Source organism: Nocardiopsis lambiniae, from assembly GCF_031845465.1.
In the GTDB taxonomy this organism is placed as follows: Bacteria; Actinomycetota; Actinomycetes; order Streptosporangiales; family Streptosporangiaceae; genus Nocardiopsis; species Nocardiopsis lambiniae.
The window spans coordinates 74,911-89,777 of record NZ_JAVREP010000012.1; the positions used below are offsets into that span (position 1 = coordinate 74,911).

Sequence of the window (14,867 nt, forward strand, 5' to 3'; positions counted from 1 at the left end):
GGGGCCCGCGCGAAGGGCCGACGACCCTTCGGTCGCCGGCCCCTCGCGCGTGCGTTCAGATCAGCGACGCGGCGGCCTCGTCGACCCAGAAGAGGGTCTTCTCGGTGCCGCGGACGCCCGCCACCGGCGCCTCGCCCACGTCGCCCCCGGCCAGCCCCAGCCGGACCGCCTCCGCCTTGGCCTCACCGGAGGCCAGCACCCACACCTCGCGCGAGGTGTTGATCGACGGCAGGGTCAGGGTGATCCGGGTCGGCGGCGGCTTGGGCGAGTCGTGCACCGGCGCGACCGACGCCTCGTCCTCGTGGACCTGCGGCAGCCCCGGGAACAGGGACGCGATGTGCGCGTCCGGTCCCACGCCCAGCAGGCACACGTCGAAGACCGGGACCGGTCCCTGCCCGCGCGCCGCCACGGCCAACTCCCGCGAGTAACGGGTCGCGGCGTGCGTCGCGTGGTCCCCGTCCAGCCCGTCGGAGGCCGGCATGGGGTGCACCTGCTGGGCGGGGATGCCGATGGCGTCGATCAGCGCCGCGCAGGCCTGCGTCTCGTTGCGGTCGGCGTCCTTGTCGGGGAGGAACCGTTCGTCACCCCACCACAGGTGGACGTGGGACCAGCCGATCCCGGACTCGGCGGCGTGCTCGCGCACCGCGTTCAACGCCGCGATGCCGATCCCGCCCCCGGTCAGGACGAGGTGGAAGGTGCGCTTGTCCGCCTCCGCCCGCACGATCTCGTTGACCAGGCGCAGCGCGACGTCCTCGGCCAGGGCCTTGGCGTCGGCGTGTCTGACGATCTGCGGTGTGCTCATGCCCCAACTCCGCTTCCTGCGAGCAGCGGCCCCAGATGGCGGGCCGCGCTCTCGTAGATCTCATCGGCGTCCAGTCGGCGCAGCTCCTCGGCGAGGGCCTGGGCGGCGCCGCGCCGGGCCAGCGCCACCGTCTGGTCCGGCTGGCCGAACCGGGACAGCGTGGCGGTGCGACCGTCGGCCCGGGAGATCGTGATGTCCCCCTGGTCGGTGATCAACCGCACCTCGGTCAGGCCGGGGCCGTGCGAGGTCTCACGCTCCACGGGCACCTCCAGCCGCTCCGACAGCCACGCCGCCAACAGGTCGGCGCTCGGGTAGTGGGATTCGGCCGTCACCTTGGCCGCGGTCACCCAACCGCACGGCTGGTCCATCGCGCTGGCCAGCAGCGAACGCCACGGGGTCAGCCGCGTCCAGGTCAGGTCGGTGTCACCCGGACTGTAGTGGGACACCCGCTCCACCAGGTCCCGCAACGGGTCGGGGGCGCGCAGAGCGTCGGTGATCCTTCTCTGGGCCAGCCGTCCCATGGGGTCGTCCGCCGGGTCGGCGGGCCCGATCCCGGGCCACCACACCACCACGGGGGCGTCCGGCACCAGCAGCGGGGTGACCACCGAATCGGGGTGCTCGCCGAGCGGTCCGTACAGTCGCAGCAGCACCGCCTCGCCGGGACCGGAGGTGCCCGGGCGGCGGATCTCCGCGTCGATGGCAGGTTCGGTGTCGGGGTCGCGCCGGATCAGCGCGATCACCCGTGAGGGGTGCTCGCGCCCGGCCTCGGTCGCGGCCCGCACCGCGTCGTAGTGGTCGGCCTCGTCGGTGACGATGACCAGGGTGAGCACCATGTTCATGGCGCCACCGCCGACACTGAGCCGCTCGGCCATGAGCGCCTCGGTGATCTGGGCGGTGGTGGTGCGCGGCAGGTAGAGCGTCATCGGTTCCTCCCGACGTGGTCGTTGCCGGTCACGGACGCCGCCACTGGCGGCCGTCGCGGGCGAGGAGGAGTTCGCCGGACTCCGGCCCCCAGGTGCCCGACCCGTACTGATCGGGCCGGCCCGCCTTGGCCCAGTACTCCTCGACCGGGTCCAGGATCCGCCAGGACAGCTCGACCTCCTCCTGGCGTGGGAACAGCGGCGGGTCGCCGATGAGCACGTCCAGGATGAGCCGCTCGTAGGCCTCCGGACTGGCCTCGGTGAACGACTGCCCGTAGGCGAAGTCCATACTCACGTCGCGCACCTCCATGCTGGCGCCCGGCACCTTGGAGCCGAAGCGCAGCGTCACCCCCTCATCGGGCTGGATGCGCAACACCAGGGCGTTCTGGCCCAGTTCGCTGACGTCGGTGCGCGGGAACAGCTGCTGGGGCGCGGCCTGGAAGACCAGCGCCACCTCGGTGACCCGACGCCCCAACCGCTTGCCCGTGCGCAGATAGAACGGCACACCCGACCAACGGCGGGTGTTGACGGCGAGCTTCAACGCGGCGTAGGTCTCGGTGATGGAGTCGTCGGGGATGCCGTCCTCCTCCAGATAACCGCGCACCGACGCGCCGCCCTGCCAACCGGCCGCGTACTGGCCGCGCGCGGTCCCGGTCTCCAGGTCCTCGGGCAGCGACACCGCCGCCAGGACCTTCTCCTTCTCGGCGCGGATGGCGTCGGCGTCGTAGGAGATGGGCTCCTCCATCGCCACCAGCGCCAACAACTGGAGCAGGTGGTTCTGGATGACGTCGCGGGCCGCGCCGATGCCGTCGTAGTAGCCGGCCCGGCCGCCCACACCGATGTCCTCGGCCATGGTGATCTGCACGTGGTCGACGTACCCGCGGTTCCACAACGGTTCGAACAGGGTGTTGGCGAACCGCAGCGCCAGGATGTTCTGGACGGTCTCCTTGCCCAGGTAGTGGTCGATGCGGAACACCGACGAGGGCGGGAACACGTCGTCCACCACCGTGTTGAGGTCCTGGGCGCTGCGCAGGTCGTGGCCGAACGGCTTCTCGATGACCACCCGACGCCAGGGGCGCGCACCCTCGGGGCCCGCCTCGGGCGACTCGGCCAGGCCGGACCGCTTGAGCTGCTTGATCACGGTGGGGAACAGCTTGGGCGGCAGGGACAGGTAGAAGGCGTAGTTGCCGCCGGTGCCGCGCGCGGCGTCCAGCTCGCGCACGGTATCCGCGAGCCGGTCGAAGGACGTGTCGTCGTCCAGCTCGCCCGGTACGAAACGGACGCCCTCGCTCAGCTGGCGCCAGACGTCCTCACGGAACGGGGTGCGGGCGTACTTGCGGACCGCCTCGTGCGCCTGTTCGGCGAAGTCCTGGTCCTCCCACTCCCGGCGGGCGAAACCCACCAGGCCGAAGCCCGGGGGCAGCATCCCGCGGTTGGCGAGGTCGTAGATCGCCGGCAGGAGTTTCTTGCGGGCGAGATCGCCCGTGACGCCGAACAGCACCAGGACGCTGGGCCCGGCGATGCGCGGCAGTCTTCGGTCGAGGGCGCTGCGGAGCGGATTGGGGACCGCTCCCGGCATCACCGGTTCTTTCAAGGTTCTCGCTCTTCCTGTCGAGAGTGGCCGGTGGGTCGTGACGGGCTCCGCCCGCGCCCCGGCTCGGGGCGCGGGCGGGACACCGGTCGGCCGAACGGATCAGGTGGCCGATTCCAGCTTCGCGGACAACTCCCCGAGCAGGCTCTCCCAGGAGTCGATGAACTTCCTCACGCCCTCCTCCTCCAGGAGCCCGAAGACCTCGGGGAGGCTCACCCCGGCGTCCTCCAGCGCGGCGAAGTCGGCGCGGGCACGGTCGTAGGTGCCCAGCACGGTGTTGCCGGTGACCTCCGCGTGATCGGCGGTGGCCTCCAGGGTCGCCTGCGGCATCGTGTTGACGGTGTCGCGCGCCACCAGCTCGGTGACGTAGAGGGTGTCCGCGTAGGCGGGGTCCTTGACACCGGTGGACGCCCACAGCGGGCGCTGCGGGGTGGCGCCCTGCGCCTCCAGGGCCTTCCACTCGGCGCCCGAGAAGACCTCCTCGTAGGCCTGGTAGGCCAGCCGGGCGTTGGCCACCGCGGCCCGCCCCAGCAGGGCCTTGGCCTCGTCGGTGCCGATGGCCTTGAGGCGCTTGTCCACCTCGCTGTCCACCCGGCTGACGAAGAAGGAGGCGACGGACTGGATCCGGGACAGGTCGTGGCCGTTGTTCCGGGCCAGTTCCATGCCCTCCAGGAAGGCGTCCATCACCTGGCGGTAGCGGTCCAGGGAGAAGATCAGCGTGACGTTGACGCTGATGCCCATCCCCAGTACGCGGGTGATGGCGGGCAGGCCCTGGACGGTCGCCGGGATCTTGATCATCAGGTTGGGCCGGTCCACCAGCCACCACAGGGCCTTGGCCTCGGCGACGGTGCGCTCGGTGTCGAGGGCCAGTCGCGGGTCGACCTCCAGGGAGACCCTGCCGTCGACGCGGTCGGTGGCGTCGTAGACGGGGCGCAGAGTGTCGGCGGCCCAGCGGATGTCGTAGGCGGTGAGCGCCCGGACGGCCTCGTCCACGGACACGCCGCGCAGGGCGAGTTCGCGGACCTGCTCGTCGTAGGCGTCGCCCTCGGCGAGCGCCTTGTCGAAGATGGTCGGGTTGGAGGTGACCCCGACCACGTTGTGCGTGGACATCAGGTCGGTCAGGTTCCCGGTGCGCAGGCGTTCGCGGCTGATGTCGTCCAGCCAGACCGATACGCCCGCGTCGGACAGTGCCTGCATCGGCTTGCTCATGGTGTGCGCCTTCCTCTCACAGGGAGCGCGGGCCCCGCCGGTGTGTCTCCGGCGGGGCCCGCGATGTCAGCGTCCGGCCTTGGCGGCGCTGCTGCGGACAGCGGCCACGACGGCCTCGGAGGTGATCCCGAACTTCTCGTACAGCGTCTGGTAGGGCGCGGAGGCCCCGAAGTGCTCCAGGGAGACCGACTCGCCGGCGTCGCCGACGTGGGAACGCCACCCCAGCGCGATGCCGGCCTCGACGGAGACGCGAGTGCGCACCGACGGCGGCAGGACCTGCTCGCGGTACTCCCGGCTCTGGGCCTCGAACCACTCCACGCACGGCATGGACACCACACGGGTGGGGGTGCCGGCGTCCTCCAGTTCGGTGCGGGCGGCCAGGGCCAGCTGCACCTCGCTGCCGGTGGCGATGATGATCGCCGCGGGGGAACCGCCGGTGGCCTCGGCGAGGATGTAGCCGCCCTTGGCGGCGCCCTCGGCCGGGGCGTACTCGGAGCGGTCCAGGACCGGGACGTTCTGGCGGGTCAGCGCCAGGGCGGCCGGGCCGTGGGGGTTCTCCAGGATCCTGCGCCAGACCACGGCGGTCTCGTTGGCGTCGGCGGGGCGGACCACGTCCAGACCCGGGATGGCGCGCAGTGACCACAGGTGCTCGACCGGCTGGTGGGTGGGACCGTCCTCGCCCAGACCGATGGAGTCGTGCGTCCACACGTAGGTCACGGGGAGCTTCATGAGCGCGGCCAGCCGCACCGACGGGCGCATGTAGTCGCTGAAGACCAGGAAGGTGCCGCCGTAGGGACGGGTGGGTCCGTGCAGGGCGATGCCGTTGAGGATCGAGCCCATGCCGTGCTCACGGACACCGAAGTGCAGCACGCGACCGTACGGGTTGCCGGGGAACATCGAGCTGGCCCGGTCGAAGGGCAGGAACGACGGCTCGCCCTTGGGCGTGGTGTTGTTGGAGCCGGCGAGGTCGGCGGAACCGCCCCACAGCTCGGGCAGCAGGGGGGCGACGGCGGTGAGGACCGAGCCGCTGGCGCTGCGGGTGGCCACGCCCTTCTCGCTGGGTTCGAAGGTCGGCAGCGCCTGCTCCCAGCCCTCGGGCAGCTTGCCGGACTGGAGGCGGTCGAACAGCTCGCCCTGCTCGCCGGCGCCGCGACGCCAGGCCTCGAAGTGGGTCTCCCACTCGGCACGGGCGGTGCGGCCCCGCTCCAGCGCGGCGCGGGTGTGCTCGATGACGTCGTCATCGACGTGGAACGGCTCGTCGGTCAGGCCGAGGAGTTCCTTCGTGGCGCTGATCTCGGCGGCGCCGATGGCCGCGCCGTGGATGGCGCCGGTGTTCTGCTTGTTGGGCGCCGGCCAACCGATGACGGTGCGCAGGCGGATGAAGGTGGGACGCTCGGTCTCGGCCTTGCCGTTGAGGATCGCCCGGTACAGGGCGTCGACGTCCTCGGCGTACTCGCCGCCGGAGGTCCAGTCCACCTCCTCGACGTGCCAGCCGTAGGCCCGGTAGCGCTCGGCCACGTCCTCGGAGTGCGCGACGCGGGTGTCGTCCTCGATGGAGATCCGGTTGTCGTCCCAGATGAGGGTGAGGTTGCCCAGGTTCTGGGTGCCGGCCAGGGCGCTGGCCTCGTGGCTCACACCCTCCTGCACGTCGCCGTCGGAGCAGATGGCGTAGATGTGATGGTCGAAGGGGCTGGCGCCGGGGCCGGCCTCGGGGTTGTACAGGCCGCGCTCGCGGCGCGCCGCCATGGCCATGCCGACGGCGTTGCCGACACCCTGACCGAGCGGACCGGTGGTGGTCTCGACACCGGGGGTGTGGCTGAACTCCGGATGTCCCGGGGTGCGGCTGTCCCACTGCCGCAGAGCCTTGAGGTCGTCCAGTTCCAGTCCGTAGCCGGCCAGGTAGAGCTGGATGTACAGGGTCAGGCTGGAGTGGCCGGCGGACAGCACGAAGCGGTCGCGGCCCACCCACTCGGGGGCGGCCGGGTCGTGCCGCATGATCTTCTGGAACAGGAGGTAGGCGGCGGGTGCGAGACTCATCGCGGTGCCGGGGTGTCCGTTACCCGACTTCTCTACGGCGTCCATGGCCAGGGCGCGGACCGTGTCGACGGCGCGGCGGTCGAGGTCCGACCACTCCAGGGCCTGCGGGGTGTGGGCGTTCACGGACTCTCGTTTCTCCTTCTCGGGCACGTCCCCGGTTCCGGCCCGGGTGTGCGGTCGGTGTCGCATCGGTCGTCCGCACCGTCGCCGGGCACCCTGGCGACCCGCCGTCGAGGCGGGGCTCAAGGGGCGCGGGGGTGGGCCGTGATCGTGTTCTCGTCCCGAACACCGTGGGCCGTGTGCCGCTCTCGGCCGGTAGCGGCCGGGAGCGTGTCCGGAACCGGGGCTGGTTCGGTCGACTTCGAGCCTATCGTCCGTAACCGGAGATGTCGTTGCCCGACACCGCTCACACGCTCGTCCGGGGCGCCCCGCAGACGGCCGGTCGGGCGGCGGGGGAGCGGGTGCGTGGCGGCTGGCGGGCGCGCGGGGCGTGTGCGACCCTTCTGTGACCCGCCGCGGCCGACCGCCCTGACGTGCCGAAGGACCTGGGACTTTCGCATCGGAGGGGGCTGGTCCTCGGGCCCCGCGAACAAGTACTACAGTATGTCGTTGACGGGGTTTCCGCCGATCATGACGCTTTTCGTCGGTCCGCCCGACCCCGCGTGGCGAGCAGTGTCGAAGACCCTAGAGTTGTCGAGGTATCCGCGTGTCTGAAACCGAGCCGGTGCCCCCCGTGGGGACGCGAGCGAGCCGTCCGGCAGTGGGGACACGGTGACCGATGGCCCTCGCTGACCCCGCGCCCCGCACCACGTCCGACGACGCCGTGCCCGAGGCCTCCCGCAAGGCCTCCTTCGGCGAGTACGTGCGCGCCTATGTGGCCCTCTCCAAACCCCGTGTCATCGAGCTGCTGCTCATCACCACGATCCCGGTGATGTTCGTCGCGGCCGGTGGCGTCCCACCGCTGTGGACCGCCGTGTACACGCTGCTGTTCGGCACGATGTCGGCGGCCAGCGCGAACGCGATGAACTGCTACATCGACCGCGACATCGACCGTGAGATGCGTCGCACCCGTCAGCGGCCCGGTGCGATGGCACTGGTCACGCCGCGCGGCGCGCTCGTCTACGGGCTGATCCTGGCGATCGGATCCACGGTCGGGTTCGCCCTGCTGGTGAACCTGCTCTCGGCGGCGCTGTCGGTCTTCGCGATCGCGTTCTACATCTTCGTCTACACCCTGCTGCTCAAGCGCCGCACCGCGCAGAACGTGGTGTGGGGCGGCATCGCCGGGTGCATGCCCGTCCTCATCGGCTGGTCCGCCGTCACCAACAGCCTGGACTGGGCGCCGTTCGTCCTCTTCCTGGTCGTGTTCTTCTGGACGCCGCCGCACACCTGGACGCTCGCCATGCGCTACAAGGAGGACTACGCGCAGGCCAAGGTCCCGATGCTGCCGGTGGTCGCCAGCGACCGCCGGGTCCTGCTGGAGTGCGTCCTGTACAGCTGGGCCACCGTGGTCGTGTCGCTGCTCTTCTGGCCGGTGGCCGGTACCACCTGGTTCTACGGCGCGGTCGCGACCGCGCTCGGCGCCCTGCTGATCGTTCAGGCCCACCGTCTGCTCCAGCGCTCCCGCGCCGGGGTGAGCGGCGCGCAGCTCAAGACGATGGGCTTCTTCCACCTGTCCAACGCCTACCTGGCGTTGCTGTTCGTGGCCGTCACGGTCGACCCGCTGCTCGCCGGCCTCCTGGGCTGACCCGGATCGACGACCCGTCCGCCGTGGCGGCGCCCCTCGGGGCGCCGCCACGGTCGTTCTCGGGGCGGTGTTCAGCGGATCGGTCGGGCCTCGGCGAGGAAACAGCCGAAGACCACCGCGCGCACGTGGATCAACGCCACGTCGGGGTCGGCGAACATCTCCGTCAGGACGCCGTCGACCTCCCCGGCCCGCGCGTCGGGCAGCTCGATCAGTCGCCCGCCCAGGATGCCGCCCCGGGCGTCGTAGGCGCGCAGGACCCGCAGCGGTCCGTGCAACGCGACCGGATACCCCGTTCCGTGGGTCGGTCCGCCGCACTCGTCACCGTGGACGAAGACCGGGCCGACCTCGTCATAGGCGCCCGCGTCGACGCCGTGCGCCCCGGGCCGGACCCGCAACGGGGCGTAGGAGACGAGCATGATCCGCTCCCCGGCCCGGCTCCGACGCAGACAGCAGCGCAAGGGGGCGCCGCCCTCGGGATCGGTGCGGATCGGTCGGACGCGGCCGGCGTCGTCGGCGACGCGCAACCGTGCCAGGACCTCCGGGGCGATCGCCCGGATCTCGTGCGATGTGATCACCGTGTTCATGGGAGCAGGATCGCGCACGGGCCGCGATCGGGCCGGCGCTCATCGGGCATCGCGTCCACCGGTGCTCCCCGAGACCGCACTCTTGTCACAAGAGACCGCTATAACCTCAGACATGCCGATGACCTCCCCTTCCCCCCAGCCGATCTGGACCGACGGTCCCGACGGCTACTCCCTCGCCCTGGAGGGCACCACCCTCGCCTGCCGCAACGCCAAGGGGCGCAGGCTCAAGACGGTGCCCAAGAAGGTGCGCGAATCCGATCAGGCCCGCCGCCTGGCCGACGTGCTGCTGTGGCTGGAACGCCACGAACGCGACTGCGCCGCCCGGGTCGAGTCCTGGTTGCTGGGCTCCCTGCCGGTGCCCGTCTCCGTCATCGCCGCGGTGTGGCCCGACCCGACCTGGCGGGACCTGCTCACGGACCTGTTCGTCGCCCCCGTCGAGGGAGGGGAGGGCGGGTTCCTGCGCGGTGTCGACGACCGGGGCCGGATCGGCCTCCTGGACCTGGACGCCGAGAGCGTCTGGCTGGACACCGACCGGGTCGTCCCCCCGCACCCCGTGCTCATCGAGGACCTGGCCGACGTACGCGAGTTCGCCCTGGAACTCGACATCACCCAGCGCCTGCCCCAGCTCACCCGCCAGATCCACCGTCGCCCCGACGCCTTCGCCGCCGACGCCGCCCAGATCGACGACTACGCGGGCGGACGGTTCGACGAACTGCGCCACGCCGCCGGCCTGGCCCAGCGCCACGGCTTCCCCGTCCGGGGCGGTTACGCGACCTGTCGGGTCGTCGAGGGCGGACGCCCGGTGCAGGCCCGCCACTGGATCGGCTCCGACGCCCCCGACTGGGAGACCGAGACCGGATCCCTGCTGTGGGTCGACACCGACGAGCGCCCCTTGAAGCTCACCGATGTGGGCCCCGTCGCCTGGTCCGAGGGCGTGCGCATGGCCGAACTCATCTACGCGGGCCGTAAGAACACCCAGGAGGAGAACAAGTGACCACCCCCCACGAAGGTCTCCTCGACGCCGGTCTGGCCCCTCTCGACGCCGTCGTCGACGGGCACACCGATCCCGTCTCCGCGCGGGTCCACACCCACCCGGCCCTGGGCGACCGCCGGGTCGTGCGCCTGGTCCCCGACGCCCTGGCCCCCGCCGAGGACTCCGCCATGGACTTCCTCGGGTTCGCCATCGCGCACCATTCCGAGCCCCTGACCCTGACCCGCCCGCGCGGCCTGGGCTACCCCGAGTGGGCACTCGTCCACGACCCCGACCGGCGTGCCGAGGCGCTGGCCCTGGTCCGGCCGATGGAGCGTGCCGCCCGCCTGGCCGCCACCCGCCCCGGCCCGGCCTCCGACGAGTTCGTCCGCATCGCCGCCGAGGTCCCCATCCCGCACCTGCCCGCCTACTGGGAGCAGGCCGGCCGCGCCTTCCTGGCCGCCGACAACGCCCGCACCGCCGCCATCATGTTCGGCCGCGCCCGTGAGGCGGAACAGGTCTACAGCCTGCCCGTCGACGAGACCACCCGACGCGAGTCCTTCCTGGAGTTCGCGTTCGCCGGCGCCCTCACGGTCAAGGCCCTGGCCGCGCACGCCGCCGAGCTGTCCGGCCGCTACGCCCCCGACCGCGCCTACACCGAGTTCCGCGCACTGGCGGTGCGCCGCACCCTGGGCGGACTGCCGCCGTGGACCGGTCTCGTCAAGCAGATCCGTTCCCTGGCCAAGGCCGCCGGGCTCGTCCCCGCCGAGGAGGAGGCGTCGCTGCTGCGCGAACTCCTCACCGTGCCCGCCACCGCCTCCGCCCCCGAGGGGTTCTGGAAGTCCGCCCGCTCCGCACTGGTGACCCTGGGCCGCTCCGACACCGAGGTCGCACGCACCCTGCTGGGCACGTTCGTCAACGCCGGCGGCTACGGCGACACCCCCTTCCACGGGTGGTGGCTGGGGCTCCTCACCGACGCGGGCGCGGTGGAACTGCTCGCCGACCCCGCGCAGGCCGTGCCCGGCGGCGCCGCCGGGTGGGTGAGCCGCATGATCGGCCACACCCGGGGATGGAACAGGCCGCTGCCCGACGGGTTCCTGGACCTGGTCACCCGGATCGCCGGCCGGCTGCGCGCCGACGGGACCCCGGTCGCCGTCTCGGGACGGAGCCGGTACGTCTCGAACATCCCCGCCGATCTGCTCGACCTGTGCCTGGAACTGGGCGTCCCGGTCACCACCGACCGTGCGCGCCGCTCCCTCGACCTGGAGACCTGGCTGGACCATCCGCGCGGCGGCCCCCGCCGCGACCTGGCGTTCCTGCGCGCCGCCCCCGAGTGGGAACCGCTGCTGGAGGAGGCCGTCGCCTCCTACGGCAGCGGCTACGGGTACCGTGGCGGACAACAGGTTCTGGAGGACCTGCTCCCCTACGAGTACCTGCACCCCTACGTCGAACGGCGGCTGGAGGTGCTCACCTCCGCGATGGAGGGCGGTGGCCTGTTCCGGTTGCGCGACCGACTGGAGGCGCTGGAGCACGAGACGAACGGCGGGATCTTCCGGGCCTTCCCCCGGCACCTGGCCCGGCTCTCCGCCCTGGACGTCGCCGACTTCCTGGCCTGGACCCTCAACAGCGGCATCGTCGACGAGTACACCTGGCCGGCGCTGGAGGAGGCCGCCCTCGAACTGGGCGCCCACGGTGGCGGTGGCACCGAACTCCACGGCACCTCCTCCTGGCCGGTGTACACCCTCTGCTCACAGGAGCGGGCCATCGCGGTGGGTCCTCGGGAACGCGTCGCCGAGCACCACCTGATGCTGCCCAGGGGGGCCACCGCCACCGGCGCGCTCTACGTCCAGGGCCGCTTCCTGGTGTCCTACACCAAGGATCACGACCACTTCGGTTACTGGTCCGACGCCCCCGACGAACGACTCGCCTTCGACTACGACTCGGTGGTCCACGGGGCCATGTGGCGCGATCAGACCCCCGGGGTGGCCCAGGCGACCGCCGACGGAGCCCGCATGAACGGTCGACGCGCCCTGCGGGCCGGGGACGTCGACGGGCTCCGTGACCGGCACGTGCTCTCCGACGGGCGGACCTTCTGGACCCGTGACGAACAGCGGGACGTCGCGGTGGAGGTCGACCCCGCCACCGGCGCCTTCGGTCGGGCCAGCCTGCCCGCCTTCCTGGAGGAACAGCGGATCGATGAGGGGGAGACGCTGATGCCGTGGCTGTCCACCCTGGTGCCGCTCGTCGAACCGGCGACCGAGGGCCCGCTCGGGAACACCGAGGGCCCGGCCGGGTTCGCGATCGTGCGCGGCCGGGCCGGTGAGGGCCTCCACCGGATCGTCTCCACCGACGGACGTGAGGTCCGGATCCGCACCACGGAGAACCGCGGACACCGGTTCCTGCCCGCGATCGGCCTGTTCACCCCACCCGGTGGTGAGGACACCCACGTCCTCACCAACGACAACGGGATCGGCCTCGTCGACACCGAGGGCCGCCGGTTGTGGAGCTGCCATCTCGGCGGGGCCTGCGACTGCACCGCCAAATGGGGCACACCCCACCTGCCGCCCATGCTGTTCTGGTACTTCATGAGGCCGCGCGACACCGACGCCTCGGCGTTCCTGCGCACCGTGCGCGGCGCCGACCTGAAGGACCTGCTGGCGACGGCCCTGTCCGAGCGCGACCGGATGACGCCGGCCGCACGGTCCATGATCGTCGCCAAGGCCCCCGTCACGGCCGAGGACGGGCCCCTGGCCGGCACCCGACGGGCGGTCACGGCCCTGCTGTCCTCCCCGGAGGGCGCCCCACCGGCTCCGGGGATCATCGACGGACTCATGGGCCTGGCGATCGCCGCCGCGCGGCTGCGGCACGACCTGGACGCCTACCTGGAGAAGACCGAACGGGTCAAGGGACTCGACGCCGTCGGTCCCGAGTCCGCGGAACTCCTCACCGCGCTCAACCCCTTCCTGCCCTCGCACCACGTCGGCGACGGGGACATGCGCGGCCACATCGAGGCCACCTCCCGCTTCCTGCGCGGTGAGGACGACCTCGACGCGCTGCGCCGGCGGCCGTCGACGGCCCTGGACTGGTCCTCGCTCCCCGGCTCGATCGGGACCCTGGCCTGGTCGGCGGCCTCACCCCTGACCGGGGAGGCCGAGCGCGCGGTCCTGGTCGACCTCCTCACCCGGTGGGCCGACACCGTGTTCGCCGACCCCGACGTGCGACTGGACCTGGGGATCGTGCTCTCCAACGAGAGGCACGATCCCTCCGTGATCGGCGCCGACGGCGGGCGTCGGGCCGGGCTCGACCTCGTGCCGGACGTCCCCGAACGGGAGAGGACGAAGAAGGAGAAGCGGGCCCAGTGGTTCGTCGAGACGTCGGCCGGTGACGCCCTGCCCACGGCCCCGGGCGTTCGGGAACTGCGCCGCACCCGGATCGCCCCGGGGTGGGGCACCGCTCGGGTGATCACCGCGTTCCTGGCCGCCTTGGCCGAGCACGGTCCGCTGTCCTGGGGCCCCGAGGCGGTCGACGTCTTGGCCGCGCGCACCGGCCTGCCCACGGAGGCCGCCGCCATGCTGTTGGTCCAGCGCTTCCATGAGAACACCTTCACCACCGAAGCGCGCAGGACGATCGGCTTGACGGAGACGCAGACCTGGATCGGCGCCCGGGAGCTGGGCACGGTGGACCGGGAGGCCGTGCTGGAGCTGTACCGCGACGCCCTGCCGCGAACCCCCGAGGAACTCGCCGCCCTGTGGTCCCCGGAGGGGACGCGCGCTGCGGCCGAACGCCTCGCCGACGCGTGGACCCGGCTGAAGGGGGTCCGCGAGCCCCTGTCGCCCGCGGTCCTGACCGCCCTTCAGACCCCGTGGCCGCCCACCGGCACCGATACCCTGCGCCTGTTGATGGACCCCTCCCACGACCCGGTCCTGACCACGGACACGCGCAGCCGGCTGGAGTCGGAGGAGTCCTACAACCGCGTCCGGATCGAGGTACGGCACGAACCCGCGCGGTCGTCGGCCCTGGAAAGCCTGCTCGCGGAGTTCGCGTTGCTGATCCCCTGGGTCCACACCGAACTCCCCGCGGGCGACCCCGTCCGTGAGGCCGTCCCCGGGACCCTGCGGATCCTGCGTGCCCGCCTGGACGCCCCCGAACTGCTGCTGAGCGTGGGCTCCTTCTGGGGGGAGGAGCGTGAGGCGCTGCGGGAGCGGATCGGCGGGGAGCCCTACCGGGCCGCCGTCGGCGGTGCGACGCCCATCGATGCCACCGACAACGGCACGGTGGTCCAGTTCGGTGAGGCCTACGGCCTGCGGCTGTGGTTCCGCCCCGCCCGTTTCGACGACGGGGTGCACTCCGGGACGCTGCGCGCCCTCATCCAAGGGGACGGGTTCCCCGCGTACACCGTCTCCGCCGTGCGGACCGTGGACCTGCTGCGCAGCCCCGGGTACACGGCGATCGCCGACCGTATCGCCTCCGGAGCGCTGCCCGAGGGCGCCCACGAGTACGACCCGGCGGCCTCCGTACCGGAGCTGTTCGCCGAGGCCGCCGGGACACTCGGGCTGTCCGAGGACGCCGCCCGGCTGTACCTGCAACTGCTCGCGATCCTGGAGCCCACCGACAAGCGGATCCGCGCCGTCAACGGATGGAGTCCGGCCCGGCACGGGAAGGCCCGTACCGAACTGCTCGACCGGGGCCTGGTCATGACGGCCAAGCGCGCCCGGGCCGGCCGCACGGTCTTCCTGCCGGGCGCGTGGACCGACATCAAGCAGGGCCCCGACCTGCCCTTCGAGACGTGGAAGGCGTCGCTGTACGACCTGCGGATCAACGGCACGGTCGTGCTCTCGCCGCTCCCGCAACGGAACCTGCCCGTGCGTCCGGTTCCGGAGATCTTCGCCGAGGCCTGGCGACGTGTCCTTGAGGGCGACGCCCCGACCTTGTGACCCCCGCCCCCCGCCCCGGTCCCGGCCGTTCGCCGGGACCGGGGCACCCGATCGACCTTCCATCCCCGCCCCTTAC

The 14,867-nt window shown here is 72.2% G+C and carries 9 protein-coding genes; 3 read left to right on the plus strand and 6 right to left on the minus strand.

The annotated features are described in order from the left end of the window. Nucleotides 1-55 precede the first annotated feature (55 nt). The 5 genes from pgl to tkt form a co-directional block, all read right to left on the minus strand. Nucleotides 56-802: a 6-phosphogluconolactonase gene (gene pgl / locus RM479_RS18325; RefSeq protein ID WP_311512942.1), complete on the minus strand. Its 747-nt coding sequence runs from the start codon at nt 800-802 to the stop codon at nt 56-58. Then, nucleotides 799-1,725 carry a glucose-6-phosphate dehydrogenase assembly protein OpcA gene (locus RM479_RS18330; protein WP_311512943.1) on the minus strand — a complete coding sequence of 309 codons (927 nt, stop codon included), beginning with the start codon at nt 1,723-1,725 and terminating at the stop codon, nt 799-801. Before RM479_RS18330 ends, pgl begins: the two co-directional genes overlap by 4 nt. A gap of 28 nt (nt 1,726-1,753) precedes the next feature. Beyond that, nucleotides 1,754-3,301 carry a glucose-6-phosphate dehydrogenase gene (gene zwf / locus RM479_RS18335; RefSeq protein WP_311512944.1) on the minus strand — a complete coding sequence of 516 codons (1,548 nt, stop codon included), beginning with the start codon at nt 3,299-3,301 and terminating at the stop codon, nt 1,754-1,756. Between the two features lie 114 nt (nt 3,302-3,415). After that, a complete protein-coding gene (gene tal / locus RM479_RS18340) occupies nt 3,416-4,522 on the minus strand; it encodes a transaldolase (protein ID WP_311512945.1) in 1,107 nt (368 codons plus the stop codon). A 66-nt stretch (nt 4,523-4,588) separates the two neighbouring features. Continuing rightward, the gene (tkt, locus tag RM479_RS18345) at nt 4,589-6,682 is read right to left on the minus strand and encodes a transketolase (RefSeq protein WP_274811475.1); all 2,094 of its coding nucleotides are present in this window, start codon (nt 6,680-6,682) and stop codon (nt 4,589-4,591) included. A gap of 655 nt (nt 6,683-7,337) precedes the next feature. Between tkt and RM479_RS18350 the strand changes: the two genes are divergently transcribed. Continuing rightward, nucleotides 7,338-8,303, plus strand: coding sequence for a heme o synthase (locus RM479_RS18350; RefSeq protein WP_311512946.1), 966 nt, complete (start codon nt 7,338-7,340; stop codon nt 8,301-8,303). A 71-nt stretch (nt 8,304-8,374) separates the two neighbouring features. Here the strand turns inward: RM479_RS18350 and RM479_RS18355 are convergent, their stop codons facing one another. After that, on the minus strand, nt 8,375-8,887 hold the full coding sequence (locus RM479_RS18355) for a DUF1203 domain-containing protein (protein ID WP_311512947.1): 513 nt from the start codon (nt 8,885-8,887) through the stop codon (nt 8,375-8,377). Nucleotides 8,888-8,999: 112 nt separating this feature from the next. Between RM479_RS18355 and RM479_RS18360 the strand changes: the two genes are divergently transcribed. Together RM479_RS18360 and RM479_RS18365 are read left to right on the plus strand one after the other, a co-directional pair. Further along, nucleotides 9,000-9,881, plus strand: coding sequence for a DUF4132 domain-containing protein (locus RM479_RS18360; protein WP_311512948.1), 882 nt, complete (start codon nt 9,000-9,002; stop codon nt 9,879-9,881). Next, a complete protein-coding gene (locus RM479_RS18365) occupies nt 9,878-14,791 on the plus strand; it encodes a hypothetical protein (RefSeq protein WP_311512949.1) in 4,914 nt (1,637 codons plus the stop codon). The genes RM479_RS18360 and RM479_RS18365 overlap by 4 nt, the downstream gene beginning before the upstream one ends. Nucleotides 14,792-14,867 lie beyond the last annotated feature (76 nt).